This is a genomic window from Pseudomonas sp. HP_08 (assembly GCF_055284095.1).
Genome location: NZ_JBTOQC010000016.1, coordinates 1 through 17742, shown reverse-complemented (window position 1 = coordinate 17742; position 17742 = coordinate 1). Strand labels below are relative to the sequence as shown.

15 protein-coding genes are annotated in these 17742 nt (G+C 58.6%); all 15 read left to right on the top strand.

The window, feature by feature from the left end:
* The first annotated feature begins 6 nt into the window (after positions 1–6).
* Entirely contained in the window at positions 7–693 is a 687-nt protein-coding gene (locus ACYAS9_RS15970) for a DotI/IcmL/TraM family protein (protein WP_463569247.1), read from the top strand.
* A 49-nt stretch (positions 694–742) separates the two neighbouring features.
* Positions 743–1801: a DotH/IcmK family type IV secretion protein gene (locus ACYAS9_RS15965; protein ID WP_463569246.1), complete on the top strand. Its 1059-nt coding sequence runs from the start codon at positions 743–745 to the stop codon at positions 1799–1801.
* A gap of 2 nt (positions 1802–1803) precedes the next feature.
* Positions 1804–3156 carry a conjugal transfer protein TraO gene (traO, locus tag ACYAS9_RS15960; protein WP_463569245.1) on the top strand — a complete coding sequence of 451 codons (1353 nt, stop codon included), beginning with the start codon at positions 1804–1806 and terminating at the stop codon, positions 3154–3156.
* Positions 3153–3836, top strand: coding sequence for a conjugal transfer protein TraP (gene traP, locus ACYAS9_RS15955; protein WP_463569244.1), 684 nt, complete (start codon positions 3153–3155; stop codon positions 3834–3836). Before traO ends, traP begins: the two co-directional genes overlap by 4 nt.
* Positions 3837–3864: 28 nt before the next feature.
* Positions 3865–4401, top strand: coding sequence for a conjugal transfer protein TraQ (gene traQ, locus ACYAS9_RS15950; protein WP_463569243.1), 537 nt, complete (start codon positions 3865–3867; stop codon positions 4399–4401).
* Between the two features lie 90 nt (positions 4402–4491).
* Entirely contained in the window at positions 4492–4878 is a 387-nt protein-coding gene (locus ACYAS9_RS15945; RefSeq protein WP_463569242.1) for a DUF6750 family protein, read from the top strand.
* A 52-nt stretch (positions 4879–4930) separates the two neighbouring features.
* Entirely contained in the window at positions 4931–5863 is a 933-nt protein-coding gene (locus ACYAS9_RS15940) for a hypothetical protein (protein ID WP_463569241.1), read from the top strand.
* 30 nt (positions 5864–5893) lie between these two features.
* Positions 5894–8947: an ATP-binding protein gene (locus tag ACYAS9_RS15935; RefSeq protein ID WP_463569240.1), complete on the top strand. Its 3054-nt coding sequence runs from the start codon at positions 5894–5896 to the stop codon at positions 8945–8947.
* Positions 8948–8957: 10 nt separating this feature from the next.
* Positions 8958–10163 (top strand): conjugal transfer protein TraW, encoded by a 1206-nt coding sequence (traW, locus tag ACYAS9_RS15930; RefSeq protein ID WP_463569239.1) that lies wholly within the window; start codon positions 8958–8960, stop codon positions 10161–10163.
* The gene (traX, locus tag ACYAS9_RS15925; protein ID WP_463569238.1) at positions 10160–10735 is read left to right on the top strand and encodes a conjugal transfer protein TraX; all 576 of its coding nucleotides are present in this window, start codon (positions 10160–10162) and stop codon (positions 10733–10735) included. The genes traW and traX overlap by 4 nt, the downstream gene beginning before the upstream one ends.
* A 62-nt stretch (positions 10736–10797) precedes the next feature.
* Positions 10798–12942: a DotA/TraY family protein gene (locus tag ACYAS9_RS15920; protein WP_463569237.1), complete on the top strand. Its 2145-nt coding sequence runs from the start codon at positions 10798–10800 to the stop codon at positions 12940–12942.
* A gap of 115 nt (positions 12943–13057) precedes the next feature.
* Positions 13058–13699 carry a plasmid IncI1-type surface exclusion protein ExcA gene (gene excA, locus ACYAS9_RS15915; RefSeq protein WP_463569236.1) on the top strand — a complete coding sequence of 214 codons (642 nt, stop codon included), beginning with the start codon at positions 13058–13060 and terminating at the stop codon, positions 13697–13699.
* Between the two features lie 113 nt (positions 13700–13812).
* The gene (locus ACYAS9_RS15910; protein WP_463569235.1) at positions 13813–15009 is read left to right on the top strand and encodes a secretion/conjugation apparatus DotM-related subunit; all 1197 of its coding nucleotides are present in this window, start codon (positions 13813–13815) and stop codon (positions 15007–15009) included.
* A gap of 78 nt (positions 15010–15087) precedes the next feature.
* Positions 15088–16176: a DsbC family protein gene (locus ACYAS9_RS15905; RefSeq protein WP_463569234.1), complete on the top strand. Its 1089-nt coding sequence runs from the start codon at positions 15088–15090 to the stop codon at positions 16174–16176.
* Positions 16163–17742: F-type conjugative transfer protein TrbC (gene trbC, locus ACYAS9_RS15900; RefSeq protein WP_463569233.1), on the top strand; the 1580-nt coding region annotated here is incomplete at its 3' end. The genes ACYAS9_RS15905 and trbC, both read left to right, overlap by 14 nt.

The following is a 17742-nucleotide window of genomic DNA, read 5'->3' as shown; positions in this document are numbered from 1 at the left end:
TGAACGATGGAGATCCCAAAAGAAGACATAAACACAGCTGATCAATCCATTGAGCAACTCGATCGTGCCTATGTGCACGCGATCACCGCACAACGACAGCGTGAACTGGGCGCCGAGTTTGCTCATCGCTGCCTCAAAGCGCTGATCTGGGTGGCGACGGCACTGGTGCTGGCCTTGGTGCTAATCGGCTTTTTGGGCTGGCAGGTCGCTTTCCCCCCGATCAAATACTTCGCGACAGAAAACGGGCGGGTCGTGCCTATTCAGGCCACCGACAAGCCAGCGTTCAGTGATCGCGATGTTTCGGCGTTCGGGGCCGACACCATCCGCGAGAGCTTCACGCTGGACTTTGTGCATTACAAAGACCAGACCACGCGGCTGAGCGAGCGCTACTCGGATGTGGGCTATCAGGACTATTACAAGGCGCTGACCACCTCCAACGTATTGGCCTCTGTAACAGACCGACGCATGAACCTGTCGAGCGAGATCGGCCCCGGCGTCATTCGCAGCAAGGGCCTACTGGGTGATGTGTTCACCTGGGAATACCAGTATCCGGTGACGCTGAGGCTCGATGGCCAGCAGACCGGTAGCCCCGCACAAAACTTCATCTTCACCCTGCGTATTCAGCGCACCGACGTTCAGGTCAAGAGCAAGGGTCTGGAAGTCACGCAAGTGATCAGCAGCAATGCCAACTAAGGCTTGAACCGCAGGCCTGCGGTCTATCGCACATCAAAGGATCACCCATATGAAAACCTCAATCGCACTGGCCGCATGGCTTGTGACGGGTAGCTATGCCTGGGCGGCAGACACGCCTGACAGCGCACCGGCGTCTGAGCAAGGCCCACTGAGCTGGCTGTCGACAGCGGCGCCGGCAGCACCGACAGGTGCCTCCACAACACCGCCGGCATCAGGTGCTTCAGGCTCTGCAGGTCAAGCTGCAGGTCAGGGGAGCACGACACAAGGCAACTCTGCCCAATCGTTGCCGCCACCTTCGGGTAACGATCCCCTGCCGCCGCCGTCCTCTGACCTTTACAACGCGGCCCAGGACAGCGTCTCCCCACTGACTCCCGAGGAAGTGCGGCAGCTACGCGGCAGAATGACCGAGATCGATCAGGCCATGATCGCGCCGCAGGTCGCGGTGGTACCGAAAATCTCCGCCCTGACCGTGGACCTGGCCCCCGGTGCCAGCTTGCCGCTGGTTCGTACGGCGGTGAACTACCCCAGTTCGATCAGCTTCATCGACAGCACCGGAGCCCCCTGGAAGCTGGGGGCTGCACCGGTCGTGGGCAACGCTTCCTTCACGGCCTATTGGTTGCCCAATAGCCCGGTGATGGTCGTGCATGCTTCGCGGCCCTACGTAAGTGGCAATGTCACGGTGTACCTCGAAGGCCTGTCGGTGCCGCTCGTGCTCAACGTCACCAGCGGCGAGCCGGACAGCACCGCCAAGACCTGGGCGGTGGACAGTCGCCTGGATCTGCGGGTGCCGCGACGTGGCCCGCAGGCTATTGCCGGGGCGGCACCGCAGTCGCGCATTGGCCTGCATGACAGCACGCTGCAGGCATTTTTGGACGGTATCCCGCCTAAAGAGGCGCGGCGGCTCAAGACCTCGGGCGCCGTGCCGGATACCACCGTTTGGCAACTGGGCGATGACCTGTATATCCGTTCGCGTGCCGACATTCGTGATGAGTTCGAAGCCACCCTGTCGTCCGCCGATGGCACTCACCTGTGGAAGCTGCCGGTCACGCCTTATGTCTCTTTCTCGGTCATGGGACGCACTTCGGCCCTCACTGTGGCACTGGAGTAACTATGGCGATTGAAGAAGATGCAGGCCGGGCTACCAAACTCACGCTGTGGATCGGTGTAGCCCTGGTGGCCGGTGTAGTCATTGGTGGCTATGCGCTCTGGGGTTGGTACGTACAACCTCCGGCTGCCGAGTCCAATATCAGTCTGGAGCGGGTGGCCGGGACACTTGAGTCGGGTACCGAAGAAACTCCGGCGTATCGGGGGCTTTTGGAGCAGTACAACCGCAATGGCGTGCAACAGGCCCAGGAGCAGAACGCAAGCTTCATCGCCAGTATGCCGATGGCTCAGGAGCCCATCGTTATCCAGCCCCGTCAGGAGCCACCCCCTGTGCCGGATCCTGAGCAGGAAGCGCGAAAACAGACTCAGGCCAGCAATGGCACGCCACTGGATGAGCGCAAGCTGGAGGCCCTGGGCAATTTTCTCAAGCGCCTGGAAGACCAGCGCGCTCTGGAGGCTACGGGTTTGCAGACAGCTCGTTTGCTGGGTGAGTCGGGGGATAGTTACCAGGCCTGGAGTGAAAGCCTAAACGGTGGTCAGCTTAACGCGACAACGGCAGCAAATAACGCTGGCAACGCATCAGGCATCGATGGGTCCGTTACTGACAAATCGGTCGTGCCTGTGGAGGTCATCGCGCCGTACTGGCGAGGACCGGGCGAGATCGATATCGGCATTGATTCGGACAACAGCAGCACGCCGGTGCTGGCCCGGATCAACACCGGTAAGCACGCCGGCATGGTGCTCAAGGCCGCAGACGGCGCGAAGTTGACCGGCGAGGGGGTCGTTATCCACTTCACCGAGATGGCCTACAAGGGCGTCAACTACCGGGTCGATGCCTACGCCCTGCAGGAGGACACCCTGCTGGCCAACGTGGCGAGCGATGTGAACCACCGCTACATGTCGCGCATCGTGCTGCCTGCCCTGCTGAACGGGATCGGTAACGTCGGTGAGCTGTACTCGCAGGCCAATACCGAGGTGATCAGCAATGGATTCACCACGGAGGTCGTACGGCCCGGACTTCCGGACGGCACGGCGGTGCTGGGATCCATGGCCGGTGGAGCGGCCAGCCAGGCAGCCAAGGTCCTGACCGAAGACGCCGCGCGTGTGCCGGCGACCCAGGTCACGGTGACCAAGGGCCAGGTCGTCGCTATCCAGTTCATGCGCGGGGTGTATTCGGGCGATGCCATCGCACCGGGTGAGGGTAATGGCACCGTCAAGGCCTCCATTCCCCTTCAAGCCTCGACCAGCGCTATCAGCTCAACGAATGCCCCTGCTAACCCAACAACCGCTGAACAATGGCGGGCCACGGCCCGCTCACAGATTCAGGCCCAACAACAGCTTCTGGAGCGCAATCAATGAGTGAATTCAGCCCCCAGGCAGAGTCTGAACCGATCGTCCCTCCGGCCTCTCGCCGATCATCCAGCCCGGCCAGCGAATGGCTGACCAAGCCGCTTTTGCTGGGGCAATCAGCGCCCTGGCTGGCCTTGTACGCGGTGGTTCTGATCGGCGTTGGCTGGTATCTGTTTGCGCCGGAAAGCTCGCCGTCGACGAATCGGCTGGCCTTTGCCGAGCAGGACATGGTGGCCGATCAGCCGGTGATGTCGATGCCTCGATCCGATCCCCATGCAACGCAGATCCAGGATCAGGTGGTCACGATGGTCACTGGTGTTCGCACCTATGCCGAGGCCAACCGGGACGCCATTACCAAGCTGGCTGCCACGGTGAAATCGCTGACGGAATCGCAGGCCGCACTCAAGCAGCAGATCAGCGAACTTCAGGCGCACAACGCGCTGCAATCGGCTCGACCTGCCGCGCGACCGGCTAACCGGATAGCCCAATCCCGCCCCGGCAAAGCTGCAGATACCCCTTCACCGTTGGCCGGTATGCGGGTCAGTGCCATCCAGAACGGCATGGCCTGGGTCACCTGGCAGGACAAGACCTGGGCGGTGCAGGTGGGAGACACCCTGGGGCCGGTCACCGTGACCGGCATCGATGCCAAGGCCCGACGGGTGCGTACCAGTGCCGGATCACTCGAATGAGTGTCTGCATATCTGAATGAGGTGATCGATGAATGGCTCAAAAGACGCGATTCAGATTCTGGTCTCCCTAGCCAACGGATTGTTGGGCGCGTTCGTCCAGCTGATGTTTTCCCTGGGCGCGCTGTTTGCCGTGGTGGGAGCGGTGATCTACCTGTCGCAACACGCCAGTATGAAAAAGGCCCCTGGCCAGGACCAAGGCAGCGGCAAGGTGATTGCCTGGCTGCTGCTGTGCGGTGGCCTGGCCGGCCTGGATCAGATGATTCAGGCCGGTGCCCGGCAACTGGGCTGGAAAGGTGCGACGTTCAATGCCATCAGCTATGTGGACGTGGGTACCTTTGGCGTGGCGGCCGATGCGGCCAACGCCATGTTGACCCTGGTGCGCATGCTGGGGGTGATGTTTGCCTTGCAAGGCCTGCTCAGCTGGAGACGCTCGCTCAAGGACGGCCACACCGGTCTCTCAGCCGGTGAAGATGTTTCAAAAGGCACGATCAAGTTCATCCTCGGTGTGGTGTGTGTCTGTAACCCGTACCTGCTCGATGCATTGAAGAAAACCCTGGGCCTCTGAGCCCGGCGCCTCAGTGCGGCCCTCTGTTTCTGCTGCACCCCTCACTTGCTGTACCTCTCAACTCAAATCGTAAATCAAGGAAATCTGGCCATGCCAAACAACATGCTGCTGTCCGCTTGCGTGCGCGTCACCCTGCTCAAAGAAAAACTGGCGGCTCGCTGCCTCAAGAGCCTCACCGTCATGGCGGCGGTGTCGCCGGTCACCGCCTTGGCCGGCGTCGACATCGCCGGCATGGCCAACGCCGCTGCCGTGGGCAGTAAGTCGGGGCTGAAATCGTTCCTGACCATCGCCCAGTTCGTCGGGGTGGTGTTTGTCATCGGCGGCCTCATCGCCGCCAAAAACAAGAAAGACAACCCGCAGATCAAGGTTAGCCACATCGCCGGTGCGATCGCGTTCGGCGTCATGCTGATTGCGGTACCGGAGATCATCAAACGCTCGCAAGCGCAGATCGGCCTGACCCCTATTAACGTCGGTTAACCAGGACGGCCAGGGGTGGCCCAGGTCACCCCCTGGCTGGGAGGGTTTGAAGATGGAAAGAGATGCAATCGTGCTTGAGCGCGAAAACGAACATGAACACGACAGAGCTTATGACGAGCAATATGAGTTCGAAGGCTTCGCGGCTTATTCCTACCAGGATGATGCTCAGGCCTTGTCGTCGTACGAAGACGAAGAAACCCAAGGCTTTTACGCCGATGAGCCACCCAATGCCGAATCAGCGGATGGCATTCACTATCAGGGCGCACCTCAACCAGCCAGTGCACTGCTGCAAAACGTAGAAAATATCGAAATGGCCATGGTGGCTGTGCGGAAAATGAAGGCCCGTCCTGACCAGGCGCCGCTAACACCTCTGGCTCTGGATATCAGCGGGGAAACCGACTCGCCGGTTCCCATTTCGGTGTCTGGAAACGAATGTGCCTGCTGCGGCCTGCACACCACCAAGCTGTGGCAGGGCGCGCGTACCGGGATGGATGAACCCCATGCGGTTTGCACCCTGTGCTACCTCACCGGCCATCTGGACAGTCCAACCGCAGCGCATGGCCAGTTGGCCTATCTGCCCGGCCTGGCTCTGGAAAACGCCATCCACCTGCAGCGCCGTGCCTTGCTGGCCATCCTGGGCGGTACCGAAGAACAAAAGGCAGAAGGCGAACGCATCTGGAACTGGATGGATCGGCATGCCCGCGAGGTGGAAGTGAACTGGGGCACCGCGCGTGCCGGCGAGTTTGCCCAGGCCTTGAAACGCCTGCCGCCTGTCAAGCGCAGCCAGTTGCAGCAGCGCCTGGCGGGCTGCGTGCTGATGTTGCCGGCGGACATGTTTACCGACCTTGCCTTGTTGCTGCCTGCAGGAAAAACCGTCGAGTCCGCGCTGGCCTCTTACAGCTGGGCCACTTACACCCGCAGTGATTTGTACGTCGAGCCTATGACTGAGCAAGTCGCTGACGATCTTCCCGCTGACCGCCCATAACAAAGCCGGTCCATACCTGGAGTGAAATCCATGTCGAGCCTTGTACGCTGGATTGAAAACCTGATCACCACCGCGTCGCGTTTCGCCGTGTCCCGCGATCTACCCGACTACTGCGACCTGCAGACCGTAATCCGCCTGACCGAAGATGACCGGGTCCGTCATCCGCACCTGACGGCACCGTACATCATGGTCACCGACGCCGGTGACTACTGCACCGTCTACGCCGTGGCGGGCAGTTTCTGCGACACCGACGAGCAGGCTGCCAAGGACCAGCCCTATAGCTGGCAGGGCCGGCTTGAACGGATGACCAATCAGCTGACGGCCACGTATCGCCGGCATGGCCACAAGGTCAGCCTGGTCTTCGAGTCGGATCCGGATCGCGGCATTGAAGAGGTCGATGCCCTGCTCGCCCCGCAGTATCGCTCGATTGAGCGCACCGGCATCGACATGAAGGAGATTCTGGACGAGACGCGTGCCAAATTGGCGCCCTGGGTATCGCGAGAGCGCTGTTACCTGGTGTGCTACACCGGTCGCAATGCTCTGTCCGCAAGCGAGCTGGTCGACGAGAACAAGCGTCTCAACGACCTGGTTGCCAAGAGCCCGGATGCGCGTTTTGGGCAAAACCCGGTGCTGGCTGAGATGGCCGGTCTAAAAATACGTCACGACAGCTTTCTGTCCCTGGTGCAGGACGCCATGGGCGATAACGGTCAGGGCGTCATGCTTGAACGCCTCGATGCCCATGCGGCAGGCCGTGCCCTGCGTGAGCAAGTTGACCGGTTAGGAACCCCTGCGACCTGGCAGCCGCTGCTACCGGACGATCCGATCATCCCGCATGGCGTGCGCAAGGGCGAGGATCACACACCATTTCTGGCTCCCTGGCTCAACTTTCAGTTGCTCAACCAGGATGTGCAGACCCAGGGCAACAAGCTGTGCATCAACGGTATGTGGCATGGCTCGCTCTCTGTCGAACTGGGCCCCCAGGCCCCGGCCACGTTTGCCAGACTCAAGGAGCTGATCCCGCGCAGCGTGCCCTGGCGGGTGCGCATGGATGTGATGCCGGGTGGCATGCGTGCGTTGAGTACCAAGAAGAACATTCTCGATTTTATGGCCTTCGTACCGCCGCTGCGTCCGGTCTGGTCCTCGATCGAGGCCCTGACCCTGGTGGAGAAAGAAGAGCCGGTGTGCGTGATGACGATCATGGCCTCCACCTGGGGTACGACGCCGGAGGCTGTCACGCGTAACCTGACGCTGATCAAACAGGCTTTCGAGGCCTGGGGAATTTGCGGGGTGACCCAGACCTTTGGTGATCCGGTACGGGCCTGGGCAGCCACGCTGGTGGCCTCCAGCAAGGGCAGCGGCCTGCACCTGTTGTATCCACCGTTGTCCGCCGCGTTAAACCTGTTGCCGCTGACCCGCCCGGCCTCGGCCTGGCAGGAGGACGGCAACGCGCTGTTCCCGACCCTGGACGGCAAGCTGTACCCGGTGGGCCTGGCCACCACCAAGCAGAACAAGCTGACCAACATCATTTGTGGCTCGCCAGGTCTGGGCAAGTCGGTGTTGCTTAACAAGCTGGGCAATGTGCAGATCACCAGTGCCCAGCAGAAGCTGCCATTCATTGCCGGTGTCGATAAAGGCTTTTCGATGCAGGGCCAGATTGCCTTGCTGCGCGACTCGTTACCCGAACACCGTAAAGATGAAGCGATCGGCATCGTGCTGCAGAACGATAGCTCGCACTGTCGCAACCTGTTCGATATCCAGTTAGGCGCCCAGTACCCCATTGCGCCCGAGCGCAACTGGATCATGAGTACCCTCACCGCGATGTGCATCGACCCGACCACGGGGAACCCGCCAAACGCCAAGGACACCCGGCAGATCCTGGACCGGGCCATCACCATGGCTTTTACTGCGAACGCTGAGACCAGCCCGCGCGCCTACGTGGAAGGCTTGGTAGCGGAGGCAGATCGAGCATTGGCCAGCAGCGGCCTGCGTGAGCGCTATCCGGCGCACTGGTGGACCAATGCTACCTGGTACGAAGTGCGCGACCTGCTGTTTGCCGAAGGGTATGTGCGTGAAGCCCAGCAAGCCCAGTTCCAGGCGGTGCCGGAGCTGGCCGACATGACCAGTTTCCTGAACCACCCAAATATCCAGTCGACGTTTGGCGACGTGCAGCGTGATGGAAGTAGCGATTCGCTACTGGGCTATCTGCACCGCTGCATGACCGATGCCTGCTCCGAGTACCGCATGCTCGCCGGGCGTACCCGGTTTGTGATCAGCCCGAACACGCGCGTGATTGCCATCGACCTGAACAACGTCATGGGCGACGACAGTAACGCCGGACACCTCAAGACCGGGATCATGTTCATGTTTGCCGGCCATGTGGCTGGAGGCGATTTTGTGTTGCCGCAATACCGCGACGAGCTGTTTCAGGCCGTATCGACGCTGTATCACCCGCTGCATCATGAGCGCCTCGAGCAGCTGGACCAGGAGGTGAAAACCAAGGTCTACGACGAGCTGCACAACGCCGCCAAGGTGCCGTTCATTTTTCCAATGCTGGAAACCCAGGATCGCGAACAACGCAAGTTCGGTGTCCGTACCGTGTTGTCCTCGCAGTACGTACGCGATTTTCCCGAAGCCATTCTGCGCTCGGCCAACTCGCTGTTCATGATGGAGGTCGATCCGCAGGATGAAAAGCTGCTGATTGAACACTTCAAAGTGCCGAAAGTGACGATCCGCACCTTTCAGAGCAAGGGCTCAGGACCTGCTCAGGACGGCAGTGGTGTGCCTTTTCTCGGGGTCTTCCGAGTCAAGGGCGACGGCGTACTCGCTCGCGTACTCAAAAATGCGATGGGGCCGCTTGAACTGTGGTCCCTGAACTCAACGGCGATGAACAGTGCGCTGCGACGCATCTTGTATGACGAAGTGGGAGGCAGAACGGCGCGGGCCATGCTGGCCAGCAAGTTCCCTCAAGGCACTGCCGAGAAACTGATCGAACTGCGGCAGCGACAGGCCCAGGAAACCAACGCCTCCAACGTCACCCGCACGCTGGCCAATGAGCTGATCGCTCAGCGCGGCTACAACATTTAAGGAAGAACTCATGAATCAACATCGAATCGCGGTGGCCGTGGCCATCGCGTTAGCGAGCCCATGCGCCCTGTCATCTGTCATGCCGGTCGCCGTGATGTCCAGCCTGCCCATTACCGTCTCGGTGGTGCCGGCAATGACCCGGATGCAAGCCACGCTGGCCGAGATCCTGAGTACCGAAATGCAGATCGGCACGGCGATCGTGCAAGCCAGCGACAAGCAGGTGACCGCCGCCAATGAGATTGGGCGGGCACAACGCGAAGCCGATATTTTTGGACGGCAGACCGAGCGTCTGGAGCGGGCACGGGACACTTACACGGTGCCGGACAGCATTTGCAGCGAATCAGCCTCCGGGGTGGCCACCGCTGTGGCCAAGACCAGTCGCGCCGGTGCCTCGCGCCTCTCGGGCGGCCAAGGCGTCAGCAATACCGTGGTCAGGGCCACAGTGGCTTCGCAGCCCGTTGCCCCGCGTCAAGGTGGCTACCGCAGCGCGGCCATGCACGCAGCCTACTGCACAGCCGAAGAAGCCAAACAGTATGGCGGTACCGATCTGTGTCCTTCGGTCTCCAGCCTGCCCGGCGGCGACATCGAAATGCGCTCGCTGATCGACGGTGCCGGTGCCGTCGGCAAGGCGCCTGACCTGACGTTCAACCAGGACCAGGTCGATGCCGCCATGGCCTACATGAAGAACACGGCGCGGCATGACGGCGGACGTGTGCCCGGCAAGGGCGAGATTCAGAGTGCCACGGGCCGTGAGTACCAAGGCCTGATGACCCAGTACAAAGGCATCCAGAGTGCGGCCAGCCAACCGCAACTGGACATGATCGCGGCAAGCCAGGCTAACCCGGCCACGCAAGCGGCCCTGACCGAAACCCTGCGCAGTCCTTCAGCCTCGCAGTACTTCAGTGCGACGGCCAGCCGCGAAGCGCAGCGTACCGGGCAGATGAGTGAGCGTGAGTTCGAGTCCTTCGAAGTCGGACGCCGCTATGCCAATACCGCGTACGAGACCGATCTGCAGCAGATGAGCGGCGACAACCTGCTGCGCGAGGTGGTGCGCGTGCAGAGCCTGGGCAACTGGCTGCAACTGAGCATCAAGAACGAGCAGCGCCAGGCCAACGTCATCGCGGGCCAGGCGCTGGCCCTGGCCGCTGACAGCAAGTACGTGCCGCAGCTGCAGGAGCTGTCCGGGAAAATGAGTGCGGGGGTGAGTGCGCAATGACCACTGAATCGAAAACAGATACACCACAAGAAGTCGTTGTCCCAAGCCGGGCTACACCGTTGCAACGGGCAGGCCGAGTCGGTCTGGACTTCTTCAATCCTCTCTCAGACCTGAAGGTGCTCTATGGCGGCGTTAAACCTACCTTGGGCCGACTGAGTGATCTGCGTGAGCGTTTGCGCAAGTCTAAGAAAACACAGGAGTCACTGACCTGGGCGCAGGCGGTTGAATGTTCTGGCCAATCCGTCGTGCAGCTCGTACAGGGCTATCGGCGCAGCCGGTATCTAAGTTGGTCGGTCATGATGCTGACTGGGGGGCTTTCGTTGACGTTAGTTGGATTGCTGGCAGTGGCAGGGTTCGACTTACCGCAAACGCCTATGCACCGCGCGATCGTCACACTGTTTGTTCTCATCACGGTTTGCTCCGTCAGTCTGATCAAGGTTCTCAAGACCAACTACAGGTTGTGGCAGCTCATCAATCAGCGCGTCAGCGTTGATGAAGGGGGTACGTTCGCCCACTACAAAGCAGAGAACAGATTATGGTTACAAGTGGTGACGATAAAGTCACCATTCTAAAATTTTTGCTCGGTTCTACCTCTCTTCAAAACCTGCCTACACCCCTCATCTGGATGACCGCAATGAAATTCATCAAACGCTTTTGGTGGGTTGGCCTGTTGCTGATGATTTTTTCTCTGCCAACGCTGGCTAACACCGTCAACTATCAAACCATCAGTGCCGCTGCCCAAAAGAACACCGACCTTTCTCGCCAGGCGCTGGTGATGATCTTCGGCGACGTGGTGCTCAATCCGTTCAAGCCGTCACAGAGGACCTTGATCGGTTCGCTGTTTGCCATCCTTAACGGCATCCTGGCCACCGTGGCAGTAGCCTGGTTCCTGACCATCACCGTCAAGAGCTTTGTTAAAGCAGGCCACGAGGGACAGGTCTTTGGCCCTGGGCGTACATTCATGCACCCGATCATGACCTTTTTTGGCTTCATGATGATTGTGCCGACAGCTTCGGGCTGGTCCATGTCCCAGCTGATAATGCTGTGGGCCACCTCGATCATGGGAATCGGCAGTGCCAACCTGCTGACCAACCAGGCAGTCGACATGATGAACAGCGGCTACACCATGGTGGTCCAGCCCACAGCGCCCTCGACCCGCTCTGCCGCGCAGGGCATCTTTGAAATGAACCTGTGCAAATACGCCACCAATTCAGAGCTGCGCTCTCTGTACGTCGATGGAGTGGCCCGGACAGCTTTGATGCAAACGCGCGGCAGTAACGGCCAATACGTCACCAGCAACGGCAGCGCGATATGTGGGTCTGCCAAGATTCCGGAAACACCACGCATCAGCACGTGGATACCGATTTTTGACAGCAAGGTGAACACGGCCAGCGTTGTCAGCGCTCAACGACGGTCCCTGGACACGATGCAAACCACACTTGACCGGGCAGCCAGCCAGTTTGTCGATACCTTTCTGACCAAGCGAGATAAGGACACTGGTACTTTCCAGGATGTTGAAACACAGATTCAGAATGCCGCTGCAGCCTATGAGCAGACGGTCAATCAGGCGATCAATCAGCTCAACTACAAAAGCACGTTGCAAAGTGACCTTTCGACCCAGATCAAGAGCTATGGCTGGGTCGCTCTAGGCAGCTGGTACCACACGTTTGCGACGGCTAATAGCAAGACGGATGCGGTAGCCAAGGCAACCCCAGTGGTTTCGGGCAAAACCCAACTCGGTGAGACCGGAACAGGTGACCTTTATAATCAGGTATTTGCAGCCTATCGCTCACAGCTCCAGAACAGTACTTATACTCCACCATTAGGGACGCAGACTGCGAAGGATGACGCTGAGGCCGCATCAGTTTCAGACCTCAAGGCATCCGTACTAAAGTTTTTTAGAGCGCCAATGGAGGCATTAACTAATCGTATTGCCACCTGGAATCTAGGTTCTACTTCAAGCTTCAATAATCAAGTAAACCCATTGATTAAGATGCAGGAGGTAGGAGACTATACCTTAGTAGCAACAGAACTTGCGATGACGGCTTATGCTGGTACATGGGGTGTCGCCTCGGCAGCTAGTAATTCACCCGTAGGATGGGCTTCAAAAATATTCTTTATGGATACAGGGGCAGTGGTCAAGGACGTGATGAGTGCTATTGCCCCGCTTTTCTACTTTGTCATGTTTGCTCTTATGGCCATTGGATTCACACTAGCTGTTTATCTGCCAGCAGTTCCATTTCTGACCTCCATGATTGGAGTTTTTAACTGGATTGTGAGTGTGCTTGTGAGTACTGCGGCGGGATCAATGTGGGGGGCTACTCACTTGGGGGCTGAAGAGGATAAAGGCAGTCGTAGTGCCTACGGGTATATTTTCATGATCGACATGATGCTCAGGCCATCGCTCATGGTGCTGGGGTTCTTCTTTGCTTCAGTGTCCGTAATCGCAGGCGGTACGCTGCTGAATATTCTTTTCGCTTCAGCCTTGGCGAGTGCCAACGCTGACTCGATCGTTGGCCTGTTCAAGATGATTGGTTGGCTGATGATCTACGCTCGAATCGCAACCTTCTGTGTGACTCGTATTTTCGGTCTGCAAGCCACACTGGCCGATTACGTCATATCGTTCCTGGGCGGTCGTGATGGAGCTAACCTTATGGGCGGAATGGTTGATAATGTACAAAATATGTTCGGCGCTGCTGGAACTGGGGCAGGCCGGGCTCCAGGTGTAAAATTAAACTCAACTTCCAAGGCAGGTTCCGAAGGTGATGGAGTTAAATAGTTATCAAATAAACGATAAGCGGCATTGATGACTTCTGGAGGTGTGTATTAATATAGAATCTGAGCGATCCCTGATAGCGGGGTCAAATGGTATTGGTCGCCAACAGGGGGTTGTCATGAGTTTCCGAAGGATTAGAACCGGCAAAGAGCAGTTTTTCTTCTTGTTGCAATTGGCTTATATTCTGTTAGCGCTACCTTTCTTGCTTATAGTGGGCACGTTAATGGTGCTTTCAATGCCTCCGGCAGAATATCGTCAAGATGATGGTGTATTCGAGGGTACAGTTATAATCTGGTTATGCGTCATAATCCCCGTTGGAATATTTTTCTTTAGAGTATTCAAGAAATCGAGATTCCTTAAACGGGTGGTGAACAGCTTACGGTCGCCTGAATATTTCTCGCCTGAGAGCACTCACGAGATGTACCACGAAGGTGATTGCAAATACCTAGGCATCGATATCAAAAACGGCACAGTCCTCTACATTCATCGAATTCGTCCGGGTCAGATGGACGTCATTGGCATGAACCTGGGGGATTGGACACAGCGCGAGCTGGAAGGAAATATTCTGCGGCTGTACACGAAATTTCCTGAACTGCCTCGCATTGAGTTCGGTACGCCTTGGGCTCAACGTTGGTACGACACGCTGGGGGCTATGGAGTACAAGCGCTACGAGCATTCACAGCGTTTCTCGGATTACGTTAAAAATCGTGTCGAGCAGCTCGAGCGCGATAACAAGGTTCATATCTCCAAGCTGGCTTGATCCGTCCCGGATTGAGCCCTCACTGGCCACCCCCGGCCAGCGCTGACCTCCGCTGATTCAATCCCCCGCACACCGGCCCTCTAAGCCGGTGTGCTTTTGTGTGGAAAACTCCTATGCAAAATCGACAACCTGCCGGCTCCATGGACGGCGATCAGGCGCAATTGCTGCTGGCCCTGGCCGGCATTCTGATCCTGTGTGTGCTGTTCTTCGATATCTTCGTGTTCTGGACCAGCTGGATCCTGTACTGGCTCTGGATCATGATCGACTTTGGCCCCCTGCACCCCTGGGTTGCGAGCAAGGCCAATCTGCTGGTCAAACTGTCTCAGACCGCTGAAACCGCGACCTTCGACATCTGGCTAAGCGTCATGAATCAAACCTCAGGCATCCTGTTTCTGTTTCTCGGCCCGATCGTGCTGATGAGCCTGTTCAGCCTCGCCCAGCACCCGATGCTACCGTTTCGCAGCAAGCGCCTGGTCAATGCCAAAACCTTGCCCAAGCTGGTGAGTAGCTTTGCGCCTTCGGTGATTCATATCGTTGCGGCCTACGGCGCCAATGGTCTGAAGGACGACACATCGGCCCTCAATGCCTGGGCTGTAAAACCGGAGGAATTTGCCGAACAGCACGGCCTGATCACACGCAAGGTCCTCAATCGCCAGGCGGCACAAGCGGCCTTCGAAGCCCAGATCGGCTCAGCGCATAGCTATAAAGATAGCTGGTCATCGCATGAAAAAGCCTTGCTGACAGTCTTCGGCCTGCAGGTATTTCTCAACGATCGCAAGGCTGCGACCAAGCTGCTCGATGATTTGAACCGCTCCTGTGCCGTCAAAGGCTTGCTACGTAGCAATCCGGGTTTTCTGCCGCTGTACTCGCTGGCCGACAAGGGATTCGCCCGTGTAACGGCGGCTCCGGGTTTCAAGGAACTGCTCACCACGCATCAAACCAAACGTACCGCGCTTGCCGGGCTCTACGGCCAGGATCTGCGCCTGCCTTCAGCACGTTTTCGCTGGCTCAAGGGGGTTGATCGTACCTTGTGGTACGCGCTGCATTCGGCAGATACCCAGAAAGTCTTCGTTGAAGGTGCCGGCGTTCTGGCTCACGCACGCGCCGAGAGCCATGCCCGCAAGCTGGGTTTGCCGTGTGATGTGCTGATGGTCAACAAAGCCGTCGACGGGTTGCAAGCCGAGCTGGAAAGCATCGGCCTGGTTCACGCACATGAAGCAACCCCTGCCGAAACTGCTGACGTAGCACGTCCTCGTATGCGGGTGATGGACGCTATTTACAGCGCTGAGCCGCTGCCTGCCGAACAGTAAATCCTTTCTCCATTTAAGGCGCGACTGCTAACCCGGTTGCGGCGAAGCCGTGCGCGCGTGTCGCGCATAAGGACTCTCATGACCTCCCCATCGCCTTTTACTGCGCTTGTTCAAGACAATGTGCTGACCGTTACCCACGTTGCTGACGGCATCTGCCGTACGCTTTGCGTGGCCCGCACCCAGAAGCCCTATTCGCTGCTACTGCAGGGGCATTGCGTCAACTACAGCCGCGGCTATGGCTCTGAAATGATCATCCGTGCGCCAGATGGCACGGACCCTGGACAACTGCTGACCCATATTTCGGCGGCTCTGGCTGAAGACCAGCGACTCAAGTCTGTTAGACGCCAGACAACTCTGGCAACACACGCTCTCATGGTCTTAGCCGGTATGAGCCTGGCCTTCTTGGGCGTCTTTTTCAGCGCTCCGGGCCACTCCACACAGCAGCCAATTGCTGCACCGGCACTGAGTTTTTCACCTGCATCAAAACGGCAGACCCAATTACCGGTTGCTCCGATCGAGGCGCAGCCACTAGCGGACCCTATCGCTCCAACTGTCCCACCTGTTCCAGTGGCTGCTGAGGCTCAACCTCAAGCCGCACTGGATGGCTGGCCATTGCCGGCATCGATCCGCGCAGGCCTGCCTGACAAACTTCGTCAGGCTGCCGATCGGCAATTGTTCACCGTGCAGTATTCCAGTGGCCACGCTCGCACCTTGTACGTGTTCGCCGATCCCGAGTGCCCGAACTGCCAACGCCTGGAACCGGCATTGAATGCCGCTGCCGGCGAGTACAACGTCGTGGTGTTCCCGGTGGCCGTGATCGGTAAGGAAAAGTCCATTGCTTCGGTTGCGCCTGTGCTGTGCCTGCCTCCTGAGCGACGTAAAGCTGCCTGGGATGCACTGTTCGACAAGACCGGCGACGTCATGAACCTGGGCAAGGCAAAGCCTGTCGCCAAGGACGCTGCGAAGCAAGATGAAAAACCCGACGACTGCGAAGTGGCCCGCCAGGCCCTGGGCGTCAACGAAGTGGCTTACCAGACCTACCGCATTCCCGGTACGCCCTGGGTCATTGCCGACGATGGCAGCTACGTGCCCCAGTCCGTGCTGCAGGATCCAGCACTGCTGCACACCTTCATGCAGAGCGCGGAGGTGATCGATGCGCGCCAATAGTCATGCGGTCGACCGCGCGCGGGTGAATCGGCGCGTAAACCATTCATTGTTGACCGACTGGTTTATGGGGCCAGGCAGCCTGGCTTTGGGCCTCGCGTTTGCAATGTTGGGCGGGTGGATTTACCCAATATCACTCTGGCTCAGCCTGCCCCTTGTAGCGATCTGGGCACCATCGTTGTTGTGGAACACCTGGCAGATGCCCATGCGTATGCCCATGGACATGGGCGTGCTCGATCCATCCACGCAACGCCAGGTGCCCGGCAAACTCTGGGGATTTTTGCCCATTGCCGTCATGCGCATTGCCATGGATAAGGCCGCCGGCATCTTGTACATGGGCTACCTGCGCGGCAAGGATGCAGGTCGCGAATTGTGGATGTCGATGGATGACATGACCCGGCATATCATCATGTTCGGCACCACCGGTGCGGGTAAGACCGAGGCCCTGCTGGGTTACGTGCTGGGCCAGCTGAGTTTCGGCAAGGGCCTGATTTATTCCGACGCGAAAGCGCAGAACGATGTGGCCTCGGCCATTGCTTCCCTGGCGCGCTTCTATGGGCGTGAGGACGACATCCGGCACATGAACTTCATTACCGGTGGCCGTTCCCGCGCTCAGGAACTGCTCGAGGACAACAAGACCCGTCCGCAGACCAACACCATCAATGCCTTCGGCATTGCCGAAGAAACCTACATCATCAACCTGATGGACTCTATGTTACCGGCTGTCGGCAACGACGGTGGTTGGCAGGAAAAAGCCCGGGGCATGATCCTGGCCCTGATACCCACCCTGGTGTACAAAACCCGGCGCGAAGGCAAGGTCATGTCCCAGCGCACCATCCAGTCGCACCTACCGCTGCGCGCGATGGCCAAGCTCTATATCCAGACTGTGGAAGAGGAGTGGCATGAAGAAGTACGCCTGCCACTGGAGAACTACCTCAGCAACCTGGCCGGCTTCGATCTGGACAAGGTGGATACACCTGATCAATGGGGCGCAGAAGCATGGAATCAGCATGCCTACCTGACCGGCCAGTTCACCCGCATGCTGGCCTTGTTCAACGACACTTACGGGCATGTGTTTGCCCGTGACGCCGGCGATATCGACCTAAAGGATGTCGTGCATAACGATCGTATCCTGATGGTGTTAATTCCGGCCTTGGAGCTGTCATCCAGCGAAGCCACGACCCTGGGACGGCTTTACGTTTCACAGACAGCCATGATCCTGAGCCAGGATCTGGGCGAAAAGCTTGAAGGCAGACCTGAAGACATCATGGTCATCCGCAAGTACAAAGATCGGTTTCCATTCATGTGGTTTCTTGATGAGGTCGGGGCGATCTACACCGAAAAGCTCGGTGAGCTGGCTACTCAAGTCCGTTCTTTGGGCATTTGTCTGTTCCTCGCCGGCCAGGAGGCCCAGCGGCTTAAATCCGCCGCCGGCGACAAGGTCTGGACCTTGATTGCCAACATGGGTACCCGCATCACCGGCAAGATCATGGACCCCAAAGACACCCTGGAAATCCTGCAGTTGATGGCCGGCAAGGAGTACCAGGCCGAGGTCAGCGGTATGGTCCA

Bases quoted from the DNA above. Each gene is read 5' to 3' on its own strand.
- traW (WP_463569239.1), top strand. From the start codon at position 8,958: ATGAATCAACATCGAATCGCGGTGGCCGTGGCCATCGCGTTAGCGAGC.
- ACYAS9_RS15910 (WP_463569235.1), top strand. From the start codon at position 13,813: ATGCAAAATCGACAACCTGCCGGCTCCATGGACGGCGATCAGGCGCAA.
- ACYAS9_RS15945 (WP_463569242.1), top strand. From the start codon at position 4,492: ATGCCAAACAACATGCTGCTGTCCGCTTGCGTGCGCGTCACCCTGCTC.
- traX (WP_463569238.1), top strand. From the start codon at position 10,160: ATGACCACTGAATCGAAAACAGATACACCACAAGAAGTCGTTGTCCCA.
- traP (WP_463569244.1), top strand. From the start codon at position 3,153: ATGAGTGAATTCAGCCCCCAGGCAGAGTCTGAACCGATCGTCCCTCCG.
- ACYAS9_RS15935 (WP_463569240.1), top strand. From the start codon at position 5,894: ATGTCGAGCCTTGTACGCTGGATTGAAAACCTGATCACCACCGCGTCG.
- ACYAS9_RS15965 (WP_463569246.1), top strand. From the start codon at position 743: ATGAAAACCTCAATCGCACTGGCCGCATGGCTTGTGACGGGTAGCTAT.
- ACYAS9_RS15905 (WP_463569234.1), top strand. From the start codon at position 15,088: ATGACCTCCCCATCGCCTTTTACTGCGCTTGTTCAAGACAATGTGCTG.
- ACYAS9_RS15970 (WP_463569247.1), top strand. From the start codon at position 7: ATGGAGATCCCAAAAGAAGACATAAACACAGCTGATCAATCCATTGAG.
- excA (WP_463569236.1), top strand. From the start codon at position 13,058: ATGAGTTTCCGAAGGATTAGAACCGGCAAAGAGCAGTTTTTCTTCTTG.
- ACYAS9_RS15940 (WP_463569241.1), top strand. From the start codon at position 4,931: ATGGAAAGAGATGCAATCGTGCTTGAGCGCGAAAACGAACATGAACAC.
- traO (WP_463569245.1), top strand. From the start codon at position 1,804: ATGGCGATTGAAGAAGATGCAGGCCGGGCTACCAAACTCACGCTGTGG.
- ACYAS9_RS15920 (WP_463569237.1), top strand. From the start codon at position 10,798: ATGAAATTCATCAAACGCTTTTGGTGGGTTGGCCTGTTGCTGATGATT.
- traQ (WP_463569243.1), top strand. From the start codon at position 3,865: ATGAATGGCTCAAAAGACGCGATTCAGATTCTGGTCTCCCTAGCCAAC.